General features: G+C 72.7%; 15 protein-coding genes. 14 read left to right on the forward strand and 1 reads right to left on the reverse strand.

Going from position 1 to position 18,849, the window contains the following annotated elements; all coding sequences use genetic code 11:
- The first annotated feature begins 59 nt into the window (after positions 1 to 59).
- The 10 genes from OG992_RS07935 (at position 60) to OG992_RS07980 (ending at position 10,615) form a co-directional block, all read left to right on the forward strand.
- Complete coding sequence (locus tag OG992_RS07935) at positions 60 to 2,534, forward strand: nitrate- and nitrite sensing domain-containing protein (protein WP_266302844.1); 2,475 nt, start codon at positions 60 to 62, stop codon at positions 2,532 to 2,534.
- Positions 2,535 to 2,550: 16 nt separating this feature from the next.
- Complete coding sequence (locus tag OG992_RS07940; RefSeq protein WP_030490280.1) at positions 2,551 to 2,955, forward strand: roadblock/LC7 domain-containing protein; 405 nt, start codon at positions 2,551 to 2,553, stop codon at positions 2,953 to 2,955.
- A gap of 53 nt (positions 2,956 to 3,008) precedes the next feature.
- Entirely contained in the window at positions 3,009 to 4,202 is a 1,194-nt protein-coding gene (locus OG992_RS07945) for an ABC transporter substrate-binding protein (protein ID WP_238684964.1), read from the forward strand.
- On the forward strand, positions 4,199 to 5,095 hold the full coding sequence (locus tag OG992_RS07950; RefSeq protein WP_238684965.1) for a branched-chain amino acid ABC transporter permease: 897 nt from the start codon (positions 4,199 to 4,201) through the stop codon (positions 5,093 to 5,095). The genes OG992_RS07945 and OG992_RS07950 overlap by 4 nt, the downstream gene beginning before the upstream one ends.
- Positions 5,092 to 6,111, forward strand: coding sequence for a branched-chain amino acid ABC transporter permease (locus OG992_RS07955; RefSeq protein ID WP_266302845.1), 1,020 nt, complete (start codon positions 5,092 to 5,094; stop codon positions 6,109 to 6,111). Before OG992_RS07950 ends, OG992_RS07955 begins: the two co-directional genes overlap by 4 nt.
- On the forward strand, positions 6,108 to 6,851 hold the full coding sequence (locus tag OG992_RS07960) for an ABC transporter ATP-binding protein (protein WP_266302846.1): 744 nt from the start codon (positions 6,108 to 6,110) through the stop codon (positions 6,849 to 6,851). The genes OG992_RS07955 and OG992_RS07960 overlap by 4 nt, the downstream gene beginning before the upstream one ends.
- Positions 6,851 to 7,621, forward strand: a complete 771-nt coding sequence (locus OG992_RS07965; RefSeq protein WP_238684968.1) for an ABC transporter ATP-binding protein — start codon at positions 6,851 to 6,853, stop codon at positions 7,619 to 7,621. Before OG992_RS07960 ends, OG992_RS07965 begins: the two co-directional genes overlap by 1 nt.
- Positions 7,622 to 7,672: 51 nt before the next feature.
- Positions 7,673 to 8,476 carry a methyltransferase domain-containing protein gene (locus tag OG992_RS07970; RefSeq protein ID WP_266302847.1) on the forward strand — a complete coding sequence of 268 codons (804 nt, stop codon included), beginning with the start codon at positions 7,673 to 7,675 and terminating at the stop codon, positions 8,474 to 8,476.
- Between the two features lie 334 nt (positions 8,477 to 8,810).
- Positions 8,811 to 9,791 (forward strand): ATP-binding cassette domain-containing protein, encoded by a 981-nt coding sequence (locus OG992_RS07975; RefSeq protein ID WP_266302848.1) that lies wholly within the window; start codon positions 8,811 to 8,813, stop codon positions 9,789 to 9,791.
- A complete protein-coding gene (locus OG992_RS07980; protein ID WP_124822795.1) occupies positions 9,788 to 10,615 on the forward strand; it encodes an ABC transporter permease in 828 nt (275 codons plus the stop codon). The genes OG992_RS07975 and OG992_RS07980 overlap by 4 nt, the downstream gene beginning before the upstream one ends.
- A gap of 1 nt (position 10,616) precedes the next feature.
- Here OG992_RS07980 and OG992_RS07985 read toward each other — a convergent pair whose 3' ends face one another.
- Positions 10,617 to 13,796: a BTAD domain-containing putative transcriptional regulator gene (locus OG992_RS07985; RefSeq protein WP_266302849.1), complete on the reverse strand. Its 3,180-nt coding sequence runs from the start codon at positions 13,794 to 13,796 to the stop codon at positions 10,617 to 10,619.
- A 113-nt stretch (positions 13,797 to 13,909) separates the two neighbouring features.
- Between OG992_RS07985 and OG992_RS07990 the strand changes: the two genes are divergently transcribed.
- Genes OG992_RS07990 through OG992_RS08005 form a run of 4 tightly spaced genes read left to right on the forward strand, consistent with a single transcriptional unit; the run spans position 13,910 to position 18,794 of the window.
- A complete protein-coding gene (locus OG992_RS07990) occupies positions 13,910 to 14,743 on the forward strand; it encodes an ABC transporter ATP-binding protein (protein ID WP_238684971.1) in 834 nt (277 codons plus the stop codon).
- Between the two features lie 31 nt (positions 14,744 to 14,774).
- A complete protein-coding gene (locus tag OG992_RS07995) occupies positions 14,775 to 15,758 on the forward strand; it encodes an ABC transporter substrate-binding protein (RefSeq protein WP_238684972.1) in 984 nt (327 codons plus the stop codon).
- 5 nt (positions 15,759 to 15,763) lie between these two features.
- A complete protein-coding gene (locus tag OG992_RS08000; RefSeq protein WP_274531166.1) occupies positions 15,764 to 17,863 on the forward strand; it encodes an iron ABC transporter permease in 2,100 nt (699 codons plus the stop codon).
- A 25-nt stretch (positions 17,864 to 17,888) separates the two neighbouring features.
- Positions 17,889 to 18,794, forward strand: a complete 906-nt coding sequence (locus OG992_RS08005) for a siderophore-interacting protein (RefSeq protein WP_266302850.1) — start codon at positions 17,889 to 17,891, stop codon at positions 18,792 to 18,794.
- The last annotated feature ends 55 nt before the right edge of the window (positions 18,795 to 18,849 follow it).

An 18,849-nucleotide genomic window follows, 5' to 3' on the forward strand; every position in this document is an offset into this window, starting at 1 on the left:
GGGACTTGCATTCGGCAATGTGCGGATAGACCGTCATCGACGAGTCGTGGGAGTCAATCTTGGCGTCGAGCACCCGGTCCCACGCGGCCAGACCCTACCCGACCCGCCGACGCGGTTGGAAGATCGCCGGCCGGATGCGCCTCATCGTCGCGGCCCCGCTCGTCGCAGTGATCGGCTTCGCCGGTCTCGCACTGACCGAGAGCGCACGCCAGACGGCCCGCGCCGGCGACCTGCAGATCCTGGCGCAGGTCGGTGCCGAGGCCGGCGACCTGGCCTACCGCCTGCAACGCGAGCGCATCGCCGCCGCCGACCTGCTCACCTACGCCCGGCCGGAGCAGCAGGACGCCTTCGGCGTGGAGATGGCCGCCACCGATTCCGCCGTCGCCCGCTACCGCGGACAGCGTGACCGACTGTCCACCGACAACGGCACCAGCTCCGCTCTCCTGCGGCGCATCGATGCTGCTCTGGACGGCCTCGCCCCGCTGCGTACCCAGGTGCGCACCGCCACGCACGCGTCGGTGTCGGCGATGACCTTCAGCTACCGCATCGCGATCGCCGACCTCATCAACCTCCGGGAGAACGTCTCACACGGCGTGGTGGACGCCCCACTCGCCGACGGGATCCGGGCCTCGGCTGCGCTGTCGAAGACGGCCGAGGCCATTGGTCAGCAACAGGTGGCCGTGCTGCGTGCCGTCGCGGGCGGGGAACTGACCCCGGCCATGCAGCAGGACATCACCGCGGCCCGCACCAGCTACACCGAGTCGAGCCTGTCGTTCCTGGCCCTGGCCCCACCCGAGTGGAGCATCTGGTGGGAGCAGGCCGGCACCGGCAAGGAGGCGCTGGCCCTGCAACGGATGCAGGACGAGGTGTCCCGGGCCCAGCCGGGGTCGCGGCTGAAACTGGAGACCGACGCCTGGGTGTCCACCACCCAGACGCGCGCCGCCCGGCTGGCCGACCTGCGCGCCCGGGTCGACGACGCGGTCCGCGACGACGTTCGGGCCGCCCACGCCGACCAGCGCCGCCGGGCCGTGGCCGAGGCGGCCAGCGTCCTCCTGGCCCTGATCCTGACCGCGTTGGTGACCTGGGCCGTCGCACGGCAGATCACCCGACGGCTGCGCCGGCTGCGCGACGCTGCCAACGCCGTTGCCTTCGAACAACTCCCCGCCGTGGTGGCCCAGCTCCAACAGCCCGGCAGCGCCGCCGTCGACCCACAGAAACTGGCCCACCAGCAGTCCAGTGCCGCCCTCGAACCGTCCAGCGACGACGAGATCGGCGAGCTGGGTCAGGCGTTCAGCGCCGTGCACCAGGCCGCCGTGCGGACCGCCGCCGAACAGGCCGTCATGCGCGCCAACACCGCCGACATCTTCATCCACCTCAGCCGCCGGGAACAGCGACTGGTCGACGCCGTCCTGGCCCAGGTCGACCTGGTCGAGCGGGACGAAACCGACCCCGACCGGCTCGACCAGTTGTACACACTGGACAACCTGGCCACCCGGATGGGCCGGATCAACGCCAGCCTGCTGGTGCTCGGCGGTGTCGGCGTGGGTCGCGTACGCCAGCGCGACGTTCCGCTGCAACAGGTGCTCCAGGCGGCGCTGTCCCAGATCGAGCACTACGCACGGGTCCGGCTCGGCATGATCGACGGGGACGTCGCGGTGGCCGCCAAGACCGTCGACGAGGTCGTGCACCTGCTCGCCGAACTCATGGACAACGCCACGACGTACTCGCCGCCGGGCAGCGAGACCTGGGTGAGCGGCCGGAGCCTGGGAGACCGCGTCATCGTCCAGATCAGCGACGAGGGTGTGGGGCTGTCCACGCAGAGGATGCAGCAACTCAACGAGCTGCTGGCCCGTCCGCCGGCGATCGACGTGGCCGCCGTACGGGCGATGGGGCTGGTCGTCGTGGGCCAGCTCGCGGCCCGGCTGGGCGCCACCGTCCAACTACGGCGCGGCCCCCGACGCGGCATCCTCGCCGAGGCGACACTGCCCGCGGCGATCATCCGGTCGCTGCCGCCGGAGGAGTACCTGCTCGCACCCGGCCGGCTGTCGCGGCGGGCGGCGCGGACGCCCAGCCCTCCGCCGCCGTACCAGCCGCGCCCCGAACCCACCGCCGGACGCCAGCCGACCGAACGGACCCTGCCGGCCGCGCCGGTCTTCCGACCGGCTCCCCCGTCCCCGGATCGGGGTGACGCGCCCACCGAGGAGTTGCTCATCTTCGAACAGGTCAACCACTGGTTCCAGAGCGATGTCGTCGACGGCCAGAACGGCCAGAACGGCCAGCAGTGGTCCAGCCCCGCCGACGACGCCTGGCGTACGGCCGCCCAGGCGCACACCCCCGAGGTCGCCACGACCACCAATTCCGGCCTGCCCAAACGACAGCCGCAACGGCACCTCGTGCCCGGCGGTGTGACGGTGCCGCAACAGCAGCAACGGTCCGAGTACCGCGACCCGGCGCAGGTGGCCACGGCGATGGCCGCGTACGCGCGCGGCGTGGCGAACCGACGGCGCACCCCGATCAACCTCGGTAACAAATGACGCGACAGGAGAGCACGTGACCGACCAACAGGATCTCGGCTGGCTGCTGGACAACTTCGCGGCGCGCGCGACCGAGGTCAGCCACGCGATCGCCATTTCCAGCGACGGCCTGATGGTGGCCGCCACCCGCGACCTGCCACCGGATCGGGCCGACCAGTTGGCCGCCACGGGTAGCGGGCTGGTCAGCCTGCTGCGGGGGGCGGCGGCCTTCTTCGACGCCGGCGCGGTGATCTCCAACGTCACCCAGCTCGAGGGTGGGTTCATGTTCTCCATGGCCTTCAACGACGGCGCCTCGCTGCTGGTGCTCGCCGCGCCCGAGTGCGACGTGGGCAAGGTCTCCTACGAGATGACCGAGCTGGCCAACCGCATCGGGGACGCGCTGACCCCCGCTGCCCGAGCGGCGCTCGCCCGCAGCCGCTGACCACCCCGGCGCCCCCACGCCGGAGACCCCTTCCCCTTCCTCTGGAGTTAGACATGCCTCTCACCACGCCTTGGCGCAGCCGTGCCCTCACCGCCGCGCTGCTCGCCGCCGTGCTGACCACCAGCACGGCCTGCGGCGACGACGCTCCGGGCACGAGCGCCGGCGGCTCGATAAAGATCGGCCTGCTCGCGTCGCTGTCCGGGACGTACCAGGCGGTCGGTACGGAGATCCGCGACGGCTTCCAGCTCTACCTGGACACCCACGACGGCAAGTTGGGCGGCCGGCAGGTCGACCTCATCGTCGCGGACGAGGGCAACGGCGCCCAGACCGCTGTTCCGGCGGCGACCAAGCTGCTCAAGCAGGACCGGGTGTCCGCGCTGACCGGCATCGTCGGTGGCGGCTCGGTCGCCGGAGTCACCCCCGTGCTCAACGAGACCAAGGTGCCACTGGTCGGCTCCAACGGTCGGCCGGAGCTCAAGGATGTCTCCCGGGTCTGGCACACCTCGTACCTCTCCGACGAGCCCGGGGCGGCGATCGCCCAGCACGTCCGCGACAACGTGAAGGGCTCCGTGTACGCGATCGGCCCGGACTACCAGGGCGGTTGGGACGAGCTGCGCGGCTTCACCGACGCGTTCGGCAAGATCGGCGGGAAGCTCGCGAACGCCGACGGCAAGACGACCTTCACGCCGTTCCCGGCCACCACCAACTTCCTCCCGTACTTCGCCCGCATCAAGGCCTCCGGCGCGGCGGCCGTCTACACCTTCTACGCCGGCAGCGCCGCCGTCGACTTCGTGAAGCAGTACGCGCAGTCGGAGATCAAGGACATCCCGTTGTACGCGGCCGGGTTCCTCACCGAAGGCGGCGTGCTCAACGCTCAGGGCGAGGCCGCCCGGGACATCTACTCGGTGCTCAACTACTCGCCCGACCTCGACAACGCCGAGAACCGCGCCTTCGTGGCCGCGTGGAAGGCGAAGCACGACGGTTCGCCGACGACCTACGCGCTGGCCTCGTACGACGCGGCGGCGGTGCTCGACCGGGCGATCGGCGCCGCCGGCAGCGACCCGACCCCCGAGGCCATCAACACGGCCATCGGCCAACTCGGCCAGATCGCCAGCCCGCGCGGCACCTGGCAGTTCTCCACCACCACGCACTCCCCCGTGCAGAAGTGGTATCTGCGGCAGGTCCGCCAGGACGGCCGGGCGCTGTCCAACACCGTCGTGGGCGACCTCGCGACCGTCGGCCGGTGATAGCGGTGGCGGCCGGCACGAACCGGATCGACCCGTACCTGATCCCGGCGTTGGACGGGGTCGCCTACGGGCTGCTCGTGTTCGTCGCCGCGTCGGGCCTGGTCTTCTGTTTCGGCGTCGCCAACATCCTCAACCTGGCGCACGGCCTGCTCTACGCGATCGGCGGGTACACCGCCGCGGCGGTGCTCGACGGCGGCTGGGCGAGCCTGGCGCTGGCCCTCGCCGTCGGTGTGCTGGCCGCCGCCGCGGCGGGGGTGCTCCTGGCCGGCCTGCTCACACCGGTCGCCACCGGCAATCACCTGAGTCAGGCGCTGCTGACGTTCGGGGTGGCGCTGGCCGGCGGCAGCCTGCTCGTCGCCGGCTTCGGGCCCGACAACCCGCAGGTCCAGGTGCCCGCAGCCCTGGAGGGGTCGGTGATGGTCGCCGGTCACCGCTACGCCGCGTACCGGTTGGTCTTCATCGTCGTCGCGGCGGTGCTCGCCGCCGCCCTCTACCTGGTGGTGCGACGCACCAGGGCCGGGATGCTGGTCCGGGCGGCCGTCGACGACCCGGAGATGGTCGCCTGTCTGGGTGTGAGTCCGGCACGGATCCGGGCTGGTGTGCTCGCCGCCGCCGGCGCGCTGGCGGGCGCGGCCGGTGTCCTGGGCGCGCCCATCATCGGCCCCGGCACGGGCACCGCCGACACGGTGCTGCTGCTGTCCCTGGTGGTGGTCGTCCTCGGTGGTCTCGGGTCGATGGCGGGCACCCTGCTGGCCGCGCTCGCGATCGGCGAGATCCAGACGCTGGGAGTGGCGTTGCTGCCGTCCGCCGCGCCGTTTCTGCTGTTCGCCGCGATGGCGGCCGTGCTGGCCGTGCGGGCGCGTGGCCTGGCCGGCAGGTGGAGGGCGGCATGAGGGGTGAGGTGATCCGCCGCGTTCGGGGCGGCATCGCGGCGCTCGTCCTGGTCGGTCTGGTCGTGGCGCCCTGGGTGGTCGACGACTACACCACGTCGATCCTCGCCCGGACGCTGGCGCTGGCCCTGGTCGGGGTGAGCGTGGCCCTGCTCACCGGCGTCGCCGGCATGCCCACCCTCGGTCAGACGGCGCCGTACGCGGCCGGCGCCTACGCCTGCGCCGTGGTCGGCAGCCGAGTCTCCGACGTCGGCGTCGTGCAGCTCGTCGTCGCGGCGGCCGCCGGGGCGTTGCTGGCCGCGCTCACCGTGCCGCTCGTCGTGCACGCCCGAGGGGTGATCGTCCTGATGATCACCCTGGCGATCGGTGAACTCGTCGTCATCGTCCTCGGGCGGTGGCGGTCGGTGACCGGTGGCACGGACGGGCTGGCCGGCATCCCCGCGGTCCGCCCGTTCTGGGGGCTCCCGGCGCTGGCCAACGATCAGGCCCGTTACCTGTACGCCCTGGTCGTCGTGGCCACGCTGGTCGGCGCGGTGCTGGTGCTGCTGCGTACCCGGGCCGGGTTGGTGCTGCGTGCCGGCCGCGACGACGAGACGCGGTTGCGGGCCAGCGGTCACCGGGTGGCGGTGCACCTGTCCGGCGCGCACATCGCGGCCGGGGCGATCGCCGGTGCCGCCGGCTCGCTGCTGGTCGTCGCCCAGCAGTACATCTCCCCCGCCGATTTCGGCTTCGACACGTCCGCGCTGCTGCTGCTCGGTGTCGTCATCGGTGGCACCGCCTCGGTGGGTGGCGCCCTGGTGGGTGCGGCGTTGGTCATCGCCGTCCGGGACTGGCTGTTCGGGGTGCTGCCCGGCCACGCGCCGCTGGTGCTGGGCGCGCTGTTCGTGGCGACTGTCTACCTGTTGCCGACCGGCGTCAACCGGGCCCGGGGTCGGCTGCGCCTGCCCGGCGTCCCGGCACGACAGCCGGACCGGCCAGCCGCCCATGATCAGGCCACCGTCGCGGAGTTGCACCGATGACCGGCCTGCTGGAAGCCCAGGAGATCACCGTGCGCTACGGCTCGCTCGCCGCACTCGACGGCGTGGACCTGCGCATCCACGACGGCCAACGGCACGCGCTGATCGGCCCGAACGGGGCCGGCAAGACGACACTGCTCAACGTGCTCGGCGGGTCCACCAGGCCGCAACGCGGCACCGTGCGGTTCGACGGACGGGACGTCGGTCGGCTCGGCCCGGCAGCCCGGGCCCGGCGGGGCATCAACCGCATCCACCAACGACCCGCTGTCTTTCCGACGCTCACCGCGACGGAGAACGTCGTGGTGGCCGCACTGCCACGGGTCATCCCGGGCCACCGGTGGTGGCCGGGCGGACGCCGCCGCGCCGCACGGCAACTGGCCGACCCGTTGCTGGACCAGATGGGGCTCAGCGCCGTCGCAGCGGTGCCCGCCGGGCACCTCGCGCACGGGCAACGACGCCAGTTGGAGATCGCGATGGCCCTGGCCGGTCGCCCCCGCCTGCTGCTCCTCGACGAACCGGCGGCCGGGCTGTCCGCCATCGAGGTCGGCCGGCTGGTCGAGTTGCTCCAGGCGCTGCCCAGGGCGGTCGCCGTGTTGCTTGTCGAACACCGACTGGACCTGGTGTACGCCCTCTCCGACACGGTCACGGTGCTGCGCGACGGTCAGACGTTGGCCGCCGGCACACCGGACGAGATCCGCACCTCGCCGCTGGTGCGGCAGGCCTACGCCGACGGGGTGGCCTGATGCTCACAGTGGATCGCCTCTGCGCCGGCTACGGCGGGGGAATCGTCCTGCACGAGGTCAGCCTGCGGGTGCGCCCGGGCAGCATCCAGGCCGTGGTGGGCCGCAACGGGGCGGGCAAGAGCACGCTCGTGCACACCATCGCCGGGCTGGTGCGGGCGGCCAGCGGTCGCGTCGAGATCGGCGGCGTGCACGTCGCCGGACGGCAACCACATCGCATCGCCCAGTCCGGCGTCGGTCTCGTCCCGCAGGGCCGCCGGGTCTTCTCCCGGTTGACAGTCGCCGAGCACCTGCACCTGGCGGCCGCGCCGTGGCGGGCCCGCACCTCCGGCGGCGAGGGCTGGACGGTCGCCCGGACCCTGGAACTGCTGCCGAGGCTGGCGGTACGGCTGCGACACCGCGGCTGCGAACTCTCCGGGGGCGAGCAGCAGATGCTGGCGATAGCCCGTGCGCTGCTCGGCCAACCCCGGGTGCTGCTGCTCGACGAACCATGCGAGGGGCTCTCGCCCGATCTGGCGGCGCGGGTCCGCGAACTCGTCAACCGTCTCGCCGCCGACGGCCTCACCGTGCTGCTCGTGGAGCAGCAACTCCAGCACGCCATCGAGCTCGCGGACCGGGTGGCGGTGCTGGAGTACGGCCGGGTGGTCTACGACCGGCCGACCGCGGAGGCCCGCCGCGACCCGGCCCCACTGGCGGCGATGTTGAGCGTCGCCGCCGTTGCGCCGCCCCCGGCCAACCGATCGACCCCTCGGCTCTGGGCCGACACCCCGTAGTCACCCGAACATTCTCGAGTCACCCGACCCTTTACGGAGAGGTAGACACCGATGACAACCGCTACGAGCGATGACAGGTACACGTTCGACAACGGCGCACCGGACGCCGTTCCCCAGATGCACGCGCTGGAGTCCTTCCTGGATCCGATCACGACGCGTCGGCTGGCCCGCCCGGTGCTGGAACCGGGTGCGACCTGCTGGGAGGTCGGGGCCGGTGGCGGCTCGATGGCCCGGCGGATGGCCCGCGCGGTCGGCGACGACGGGCACGTGCTGGCCACCGACATCGACCCCACCCACCTGGTGGCCGAGGCCAACCTGCACGTACGCCAGCACGACGTGCGCACCGAACCGCCACCGGGGGACGCGTTCGACCTGATCCACGCCCGGCTGGTGCTGCTGCACCTCCCCGATCGACGACGGGTCCTGCGCACGCTCAGCGGCGCGCTGGCACCCGGCGGGTGGCTGGTGGTCGAGGAGTTCGACTGCACCGCGCCGCAGCGGGTGCTGACCGCCCCAACCGACGACGCCGCGAAGCTCTTCGCGCAGGTGATGGACGCCATGATGGGTGTCCTGGAGGACCACGGCGCCGACCTGGGATGGGCGCAGGACGTACACACCGAGATGGCCCTCGCCGGTCTGACCGACCTGGACACCATCACCCACTCGCAGAGCTGGGCCGGCGGGTCGACCGGAACGTCGCTCTACGAGACCAACTCCCGCCAGTTGGAACCGGACCTGCTGGCGGCCGGGCTGTCGCCCCAGCAACTGCACGCCTTCCGGCGGCTGCTCCGTGACCCGGGGTTCGCCGTCATGTCGTACCACTTCGTCTCCACGCGGGGCCGCCGACCGAGCTGAGCAGGTGGACCACCGCGCGGAGCGCGGTCACGCCGTCCGTACCTCTCCCGCCGCAGCCCCTCCCCCCGCTGCGCTCCGGACAGCTCTACGACGGCGTCGACCGCACCGGCCGGGCTCCCCGCGAGGGAGCCCGGCCGGCCCATGTCCGTGGTGCCTCGCCCAGCCCCGCGATCTTGCACTTACTGTCCCAGCAAAGGGTGCATTTCGCACGTTTCGGCAACCGAAACTGCAAGATCGGCGCGGACGGGGCGCTCTCGGCACCGACGTTCGCCCGTGTCAGCCCGTGTCGGTGGCGTGTCGGGGCGGTGTCAGCGGGCCCGCGCAGACTGGGCGCATGACAGCTGACCTGGTGATCGAGGCCGAGGGCCTCGTGAAGACGTTTGGGAAGACGAGGGCGCTACAGGGCGTGGACCTCGCCGTGCCCCGTGGGACGGTGCTCGGGGTACTCGGGCCCAACGGCGCCGGCAAGACCACCGCCGTGCGCATCCTTTCCACACTGCTCACCCCGGACGGCGGGACCGCCCGAATCAGCGGTTTCGACGTGGTACGGGACGCCGAACGCGTTCGGCAGAGTATCGGCCTCACCGGCCAGTACGCCTCGGTCGACGAGGACCTGACCGGGCGGCAGAACCTGGAGCTGTTCGGCACCCTGCTGGAGCTGGGGCGTGCCGGCGCCCGGCGACGGGCCGCCGAACTGCTCGACTGGTTCGACCTGTCCGATGCCGCGAACCGTCAGGCCAAGACCTACTCCGGTGGCATGCGGCGACGGCTGGACCTGGCCGCCAGCCTGGTCGGCTCCCCCGACGTGATCTTCCTGGACGAGCCGACGACCGGGCTCGACCCGGCCAAGCGCGAGGACATGTGGGACGTCGTCCGAACGCTTGTCAACAACGGTTCGACGGTGCTGCTGACCACCCAGTACCTGGAGGAGGCCGACGCGCTCGCCGATGCGATCACGGTGATCGACCACGGCCGGGTCATCGCGCACGACACCCCCGAAGGGCTCAAGCGGGTCGTCGGCGGTCAGACCCTGGAGGTCCGGCCGTCCGATCCGGCTCAGCTGCCCCGCACCGCGGAGATCCTGACCCAGGTCGGCTCCGGCGCGCAGGCCGACGAGATCCGCAAGGGCGTGCTCGCGGTGCCGGTCACCGACGACGCGGCCCTGACCGAGAGCGTCGCGCGGTTCGCCACGGCCGGCATCGCGGTCACCGAACTCTCCCTGCACCTGCCGAGCCTCGACGAGGTGTTCTTCACCCTCACCGGGCGTACGGCATCTGAGGACGACACCACCCGCCCCACGGAGGTCGCGGCATGAGCACTCTGACCGACACCGCGCCCACGCGAAGCCGCGCACTCTCGACAACGGCGCCGAACCCTCGGCCGTTCCGGCTGGTGCGGCACTCGTTGGCGCTCGCCAAGCGCAGCCTCATCAAGACCTGGCGTACGCCCGAAGCGCTCATCGACGTCACCCTGCAACCGGTGCTGTTCCTCATCATCTTCGTGTACGTCTTCGGCGGCGCCGTCGCCGGATCGACCCACGACTACCTTCAGTTCCTGCTGCCCGGCATCCTGGCGCAGACGATCGCGACCGGCGCCATCGCGATCGGCGTCAACCTCAACACCGACATCGCCAAGGGCATCTTCGACAGGTTCCGGTCGTTGCCGATCCCCCGCTCCGCACCTCTGGTCGGCGCGGTCCTCGGCGATGTCGTCCGGTACGTCATCGTCACCGTGTCGACCCTCGCGATCGGCTACGTGATGGGTTTCCGGATCGACACCGACCCGTTCCGGGCGATCGCCGGGTGTCTGCTCGCTGTGCTGTTCGCGCTCTGCCTGAGCTGGCTGCCGGTGCTGGTGTCGATGAAGGTGCGGACCGCGGGTGCCGTGCAGGGTGTGATGTTCGCGTTGATCATGCCGCTGAGCTTCGCGTCCAATGTGTTCGTCGGCGCCGACACCCTGCCGGGCTGGATGCAGGCGTTCGTGGACGTCAACCCGATGACCCACCTGGTGGCGTCGGTGCGCGGGCTGTTCCTCGGCACCCCGCTGGGCAACCACGTGTGGTGGACGCTCGCCTGGTGCGCCGGCTTCGTCGCGGTGTTCATGCCGCTGGCGCTGCGGGCGTACCGCAAGAAGATCTGACCTACGCGAGCAGGTCGTCCATCAGCTCGCGGATCCGGCTGACGGCCGCGGCGGGTGGCCGCTCGCGCCACGCGGCAAGCAACGGCTCACGCTGCTCCTCGTTCCCGAGGATGGCGTTGAGCCGTTCGCCGTTTTCGAAGGGGAAGAACATCTCGATCTGGGTGCCGATCCGCTTCGCGAGTACGGCCAGTTCGCGGGCGGCGTCGACGTCACCCCGGTACGCCGCGAACTCCGCGCCGCCCGACGCCCACGCCCCGATCACCGGCAGGTCCCGTGAGGTCAGCGCGTCCTCGCGGGCGAGCGACAGCATCGCGGCCGCCTGGATGGTGGCGTCGGTGCCCGACACCCGCCCAACCTGGGCCACCCGCAGGTAGATGATGGCCGCCGTGGCCCGGAGCATCACGCGCGGCTGTGGCTGCGGCCCGACCCAGCCGGCGAGGACCCGCGTCACCTCGTCGGCGTGGGCGAGTGCCTCGTCGTACCGCTCACGCTGCCAGGCGAGGTGCGCCAGGCCCAGTAGCGCCTGCGCGGCGTCGATCTGCTCGGCCTGGCCCAGCGCGGCCGTCTCACCCAGTCGCCGCTCCGCCTCCGCGTCGCCGGTCAGGGCGAGCTGCACGTCCAGCCGTACCCGGATCGACCTGGCGTCCTGCGTGGCGCCGACCAACTCCATGTGCCGGACGCTGCGGGTCAGCCACTCGGCCGACCGGGCATCCCCGCCCGGAACCAGGAACTGCCCGACAGCACCCGCCGCCATCGCCATGCCCCAGTGGTCGCCGGCGGCCTCGAAGCGGTGGTAAGCCTGCTCGGCGTCGCTGATCGACGCTTCCGGCAGGCCGCCGTTCTCCCGTACCGCCGCGCGCGCGAACAGCCCCAGCCCCTGCACGTACGGGTCCGGGTGCGCGACCATCTCGGTAGCGCTCTTCAGGCTCTGCTCCACGTCGGCGGCGTCGAAACCGGGCAGTGCCGACGTGAGAGCGGTCAACCGGGACGACACCTCGCCGGGACGTTCGATCAGGAGCGTCCGCAGCGCCCGCCGGGCGAGCACGGCGGGCCGCAGGTCCGCGCTGACGCCGGCGTTCACGCTGATCACCACGCAGGTCCAGGCCAGCCGGTCGGCGTTGGGAAGTGGCCGGCCGCTGGCCGCGCCGCGCAGGATCGCCGATCGCAGCCGCCGCTGCGGGTCGTCGATGTGCAACAGCCCGCGCGCCCAGGCGAGGACCTCCAGGTGCAGGCCCCGCACCGACCAGAGGTGGAACAGCGCGGTGGCGACGTCGACGGAGGCGGGCTCGTCGTCCGCTGCCATTGCCCACCGCAGGCCCGCGACCAGGTTGTCCTGCTCGGCGGCGCAACGGTGCAGCGCCTCGACCTGGCCGGGGCCGATGAAGCGGGCGGCCAGCGCCACGGCCTGCTCCCGCGCCCACCTGACCAGGCCGGCCATGGCCTGATCCCGGGCACCGGCCGCGTCCAGCCGGGCCTCGCCGTACTCACGGACCGTTTCGAGCATGCGGTAGCGCGGCGGACCGTCCCCCTCGACCAGCGTCAACAGGGACTGTTCGACGAGGGTCGCCAGGCCGCGACGCACGTCCGGGGCCTGCGCGACGGCGGCGGCGAGGTCCGCTGTGAACGGCGCGGGAATGACCGCGACCCGCTGGAGCAGGTCGCGGTCGGCCTCGGCGAGCAGTTCCCTGCTCCAGTCGACAAGCGCCCACAGGCTCGCGTGCCGCTCAGGCAGGCCGCGCAGGGCGTCGTCGAGCAGCGCGAACCGGTCGGTCAGCCCGGCCAGCACGTCGTCGATCGGCATGTGCCGCAGTCGCGCGGCGGCCAGTTCGAGGGCCAACGGCAGGTTGTCGAGCCGGTGGCACAGGGCGAGCGCCCGCTCGGTGTCCCAGGTCGGTACGGCGCCGCCGGCCCGCGCCCGGGACTCGACCAGCGCGAGCGCGTCGGCGTCCGGCAACGCGGTCAGCCGGTGCACCAACTCGCCGACCAGGCCCAGTGGGGCGCGGCTCGTCGCGAGCACCGCGACCTCCGGCGAGGCAGCCGCGACCAGGTCCGCGACGACGACGGCCACCGCGTCGAGCACGTGCTCGCAGTTGTCCAGCACCACCAACCCGTCGAGGTCCGGCGCCACGGCGCGCAGCCGCTCCTCGGGGCTCAGGACCCGCCGTTCCAGACCCAGGTTGCCGCCGGTCGCCGTGGTGTCCGCGCCGCCGAGCGCGGCGAGCACAGTGGGCAGCACCTCGTCGGGCGAGCGCAGACCAGCGAGTTCGATCACGCGAACCGCGCGCCCACCCGCTGCCGTACGCCTGGCCACCTCGGCGGCGAGCCGGGTCTTGCCCGCCCCGCCGGTCGCCACGATCGTCACGACGGGTGTCTCGGCGAGCGCGTCGGTGACGGCCTTGACGTCCCGCTCCCGTCCGACGAGGCCGGCCATGGGGCGGCGCCACGCGGCGGGCAGCGTGATCCGGGCCTGTTGCCGGGGCGGCGCCGCGACGGGCGGTGCGGTGAGTTCACCGCGCAGCAACGCCAGGTGGACGCTCGTGATCACGGGCGACGGGTCGGTGCCGTAGCGGTCGGCCAGCTCGGCGCGCAGCCGCTCGACCACCTCCAACGCCTCCGCCTCCCGTCCCTGCGCGGCGAGCACCCGGACGAGCAGGGCGGCGGACGGCTCGTCCGGCGGTGTCCGCGCGACGAGTCGGCCCAGGTCGACCTCGTCGAAGGGGCCCACGCCGGCGAGTGCCGCCTGCGCGCGCAGCGCGGCGACCTCCGCGAACAGGCGGCTGTCCTCGGCGCTGACAAACTCCGGCACCACGGGGAACAGGGCCCGTGCCTGATCGGCCAGGTCGCGGGCGGCACGGACATCACCGCACCGGAGCACGGTGCCCGCCTGATCGACGAGCGCGCGCGCCTCGACCGCGTCGACGGTGATCTCCTCGGCGGGCAGCCGGTATCCGCCCGGCACCGCGACCACGGGCAGCCCGAGACGGCGTACCCGGGACACGAGCGCCTGGACGGCGCCTGTCGCGTCGTCCGGTGGCGCGCCGTCCCAGACGGCGTCCACGAGCAGGGTCACGGAGACCGCCCGCCCCCGCGCGTCGACGAGCGCGCGGAGCACCGCCGCGAGCCGTTCACCCCGAACGGGCTGGCCGTCGACGGCGAGTGGGCCGAGGGTCGCGATCTGCACGGACCCAGCATCCCCCACGCGCGCACCGACCCGACGACCACCGGCCCGCCAGGCCGGTCGCAGCCCCGAGGCCGGCTTGACAGGCCGTCGTTCGGTTAGGTTAGCCTAACCTCATGCAGAGCGAGTTGGCGTCGGTCAACGGGGAGCGCAGCCTGTCCGGCGTCGACCTCCGTCTGGGCTATCACGGTGTGCCGGTGGTGCACGGCGCCGTGATCGATCTCCGCGCGGGTGCCGTCACCGCACTGGTGGGGCCCAACGGCAGCGGCAAGTCCACACTGCTGCGGGCCCTGGCCCGGCTGCACCCGATCGAAGCCGGCATCGTGCACCTCGCCGACGGTGTCACGGCCGCCAGCCTCGCGGCCCGGGAGTTCGCCCGGCGGGTCACCCTGCTCGCTCAGAGCCGGCCGGTGCCCAGCGGTGTCACCGTCCGCGACGTCGTCGGCTACGGCCGCCACCCCTACCGGGGGCGCTGGCGCACCGAGGACCCGGACGGTCCCGCCGCCATCGCACGCGCCATGGACGTCACCGGCGTCGCCGCGATGGCCGACCGTCCCGTCGACGAACTCTCCGGAGGCGAGTTGCAGCGGGTCTGGTTGGCCGCCTGCCTCGCCCAGGACACCCCGGTTCTGCTCCTCGACGAGCCCACCACGTTTCTCGACCTGCGCTACCAGGTGGAGATCCTCGACCTGGTCCGTGACCTCGCGGACGATCACGGCGTCGCCGTCGGCGTCGTGCTGCACGACCTCAACCAGGCAGCCGCCGTGGCGGACGAGGTGGTCCTGTTGCAGCAGGGCCGGGTCCGCGCCACCGGCACCCCGGCAACGGTGTTCACCGAGAACGCCCTCACCGAGACCTACGGGATCCGCATCGAGGTGACCACCGATCCGGTCAGCGGATTGGTCACCACCCGCCCGGTCGGGCGGCACCAGATCCGCGCCCTGGTCTGAACACCCCCATCCACAGCAGAGAAAGACCGTCATGACCCGTACCCGTTTCACCGCCCTCATCGCCGTCGTGGCCGCGCTGACGCTCGGCGCCTGCGGCACCACCGAGAACGCCGCGGCCCCCGACACCTCCGCCTCGGCGTCCGGCGGCCCGGTCACCGTCACCGACAGCCGGGGCAAGGAGATCACCCTCAAGGCGCCGGCGACCAAGGTCGTCGGGCTTGAGTGGGGCGAGGTCGAGCTGCTGGTCAGCCTGGGCGTCATGCCCGTCGGTGTCGCCGACCCCAAGGGCTACGGCACCTGGGTCACCTCCGCGAAGCTCGACCCGGGCGTCAAGGACGTCGGGGTCCGCGGGGAGCCCAGCGTCGACGCGATCGTCGCCCTCCAACCCGACCTCGTCGTGATGGAGGACGACCGGGGCGCCAACATCGTCAGTCAGCTGGAGAAGTTCGTGCCCGTCGTGGTCGCCAAGGGCAGTGACGCCACCGACAACCTCGGCCGGATGCGCACCGACCTCAACATGATCGCGAAGGCGGTCGGCAAGACCACCGAGGCGGAGAAGCTGCTCGCCGACTTCGACGCCGCCATCGCCGACGGCAAGAAGAAGATCGCCGACGCGGGTGCCGCCGGCCGACCGTTCGCCATCGCCGACGGCTGGAAGGAGGGCAGCACCGTCAGCATCCGGATGTTCGGCACTGGCGCGCTGGTCTCCCAGATCGGCATCCAACTCGGCCTCACCAACGCCTGGACCGGCAAGACCGACGAGGTGTGGGGCCTGGGCCAGACCGACGTCGAGGGCATGACGGTCCTCAAGGACCCGAACACGCACCTCTTCTACAACGCCTCCGACGGCGACGACGTCTTCGCCGACGGTCTCGCCGGCAACGCCATCTGGAAGTCGCTGCCCTTCGTGCAGAAGGGCAACCTGCACAAGATGCCCAACGGCATCTGGACCTTCGGCGGTCCACTCTCCGGCAAGCAGTACATCGACGAACTCGTCAAGACGTACGCGGTGTGAGCGTGCTGAACGCGCCCCCACGCCCGGAGCCGGCCACCCTGCCGGCTCCGGGCGGACGCCCGGCCGTGCCCCGCATCGCCGTCGTCTTCGTCGCCGCGATCCTGCTGCTGCTCGTGGTCGGCGCGGTGCACCTCACCCAGGGCACCTCGACCGTCGGCGCCCTCGACCTGCTGCGGCTCGCGACCGGCGCCGACGACGAGGCGGCCCGCGTCCTGATCGCGTCCCGCCTGCCCCGGCTGCTCGCCGGGCTCGCCATCGGCGTGGCGCTCGGGTTCGCCGGGGCGGCGCTGCAGTCGATCGCCCGCAACCCGCTCGCGTCCCCCGACACCCTCGCTGTCAACGCGGGCGCCCACCTGGCGATCGTCGCCGTCGCCGCGTTCGGCGTCTCGCTGCCCGCGCTGCCGGCCGGTGGCCTCGCCTTCTGCGGCGGGCTGGCCGCCGCCGGCCTGGTGATGGCGATGTCCTCCGGTGGGCAGGCCGGCACCACCCGGCTGATCCTCGCCGGCTCGGCGACCGCGCTGGCGCTCGGGTCGGTGACCACAGTGCTGCTGCTCCTGTTCGAACAGGCCACCATCGGACTGTTCGCCTGGGGCAACGGCTCGCTGGTGCAGAGCGACCTGACCGCGCTGACCCAACTCGCTCCGGTGATCGTCGGCGCCGCCATCGTGCTCGTGCTGCTCGGGCACCGCCTCGACATCCTCGCCCTCGGCGACGACACCGCCACAGTGCTCGGCCTCGACGTGCGGCGCACCCGGCTGACCGTCATGGTGCTGGCCGTGCTGCTCTCCGCCGCGGCAGTCACCCTCACCGGCCCGGTCGGCTTCGTCGGCCTGTGCGCACCGGTGATCGTCCGGCTACTCGCCCCCGTGGTGCCGGGGGTGCACCGGCACCGCGTCCTGCTGCCGTTGTCCGGCATCGCCGGGGTCATCATCGTGCTCGGATCCGACGTGCTGCTGCGGGCCGTGATGGGCGGGCAGGCCGGGGTCGACATTCCCACCGGCGTGGTCACTACTCTGTTCGGCGCGGCGATCCTCATCTGGCTGGCCCGCCGGCACCGCGACGCCGGCCCCACCCGTCGTCCGCCCGGCGGGCACGCGGCCGTCCGCTCCGCCGCCTTCCACCGCGGCGTCGTCGCCGTCACCGCCACCCTGGCCGTCTGCGCAGTGGCGGTCGGCATGCTCGCCGGTGACACCTGGGTGCTGCTCGGTGACGTGGTCAACTGGGTCAACGGCACCACCGGGCCCGCGTACACCTTTGTGCTGGACCAGCGGTGGCCGCGCGTCGCCGCGGCGGTCCTGGCCGGCGCGGCGCTCGCGGTCGCCGGCACCACGGTGCAGGCGGTCTGCCGCAATCCGCTGGCCGAACCCGGCATCCTCGGCATCACCGCCGGTGCCGGCCTCGGCGCGGTCTCCCTGCTCACCTTCGTGCCACTGGCCGGGGTGTGGGCCGTTTCCGGCGTCGCCGGGCTCGGCGCGATGCTGGCGTTCGCCCTGGTCTACGGCCTGGCCTGGCGCGGCGGGCTGAGCTCCGACCGACTGGTGCTGATCGGTTTCGGTGCGTGGCAGGGCGGCATGGCGGTCATCACCTACCTGGTCGTGGCCTTCGACCCGTGGAACACCGGGAAGGCGTTGACCTGGCTGTCCGGCTCCACCTACGGCCGGATGCCCACCCAGGTGCTGCCGGTGCTGATCGCCCTGCTGGTGCTCACGCCGGCCGTGGTCGCCGCCCGCCGGGAGCTCGACCTGATGGCGCTGGACGACGACACCCCCCGCGTGCTCGGCGTCCGGCTGGAACGCACCCGGTTGATCGCGCTCGGCGCGGCGGCGCTGCTCACCTCCACCGCCGTCTCGGCCGTCGGGGTCATCGGTTTCGTCGGTCTGGTCGCCCCGCACGCCGCGCGGGCGCTCGTCGGCGGCCGGCACTCCCGGGTGCTCCCGGTGGCCGCCCTGCTCGGCGCGGCGCTGGTCAGCATCGCCGACACCTTCGGTCGGACGGTCATCGCGCCGGCCCAGATCCCCGCCGGCCTGGTCACCGCCATGATCGGCACCCCGTACTTCGTCTGGCTGCTGTGGCGCTCCCGCGCCGTGGCGAGCACCACCCGGTAGAGCCGCCCGAGTCGAGAGAGGCACCATGACCGAGACCCTGCCCATCGCCCCGTGGCGCGTGTTCACCGTCACCGTCCGGGCGGTACGCCGCCTGAGCCCGTCCTTCACCCGGGTGACCTTCACCGGGGCGGACCTGGACCGCTTCGCCGACAACGGTTACGACCAGCGGATCAAGTTGGCGATGCCGCTGCCCGGTCAGGACCGGGCGACCCTGCCGGACGGCGCGGACTGGTACGCGACGTGGCGGGCCCTACCCGAGCACCTGCGCAACCCGATACGCACCTACACGGTGCGTGCGGTCCGCCCGCACCTGGCCGAGGTGGACGTCGACCTGGTGCTGCACGGCGACAGTGGCCCGGCGACGCGCTGGGCTCGGCGGGCCAGCGTCGGCGACGAGATCGCGCTGGTCGGGCCGGATGCCGGCTTCGACGGCAACCACGGCGGGATCGAGTTTCGACAGTCCACCGGCGGCACGCTGCTGCTGGCCGGGGACGAGACCGCCGTGCCGGCGATCAGCAGCATCTGCGAGCGGCTCCCCCTCGACGCCCGGGGCACTGTCGTGCTGGAGGTGCCCGACGCCGCCGACGTGCTGCCGCTGCTCGCGCCGCCCGGCGTCGAGGTCCGCTGGCTGGCCCGGGGCGCCGGCGGCTACGGCAGCCGGCTGGTGCCCGCCGTCGTCGCGGCGGCCGGGGAACTGCTGGCCCCCGGCGTGTCGGAAGCCGCCCAACCCGTTGCGGACGTCGACGTGGACACCGAGATCCTGTGGGAGGTGCCCGAACAGGTGGCCTCGGCGCCGCTCTACGCGTGGCTGGCCGGGGAGGCCGGTGTCATCCGTAACCTGCGCCGGCACCTGGTCACCGAGCGGGGTCTGGACCGGCGGGCGGTGGCCTTCATGGGCTACTGGCGTCTCGGTCACGTCGACGCCGACTGACAGCGCCGCGAGGCGCACCACGCCGGGCGGCCGCGAGGTGCGTCGGAGGCCGTGA

It is taken from the genome of Micromonospora sp. NBC_00362, from assembly GCF_026342155.1.
GTDB lineage: Bacteria > Actinomycetota > Actinomycetes > Mycobacteriales > Micromonosporaceae > Micromonospora > Micromonospora hortensis.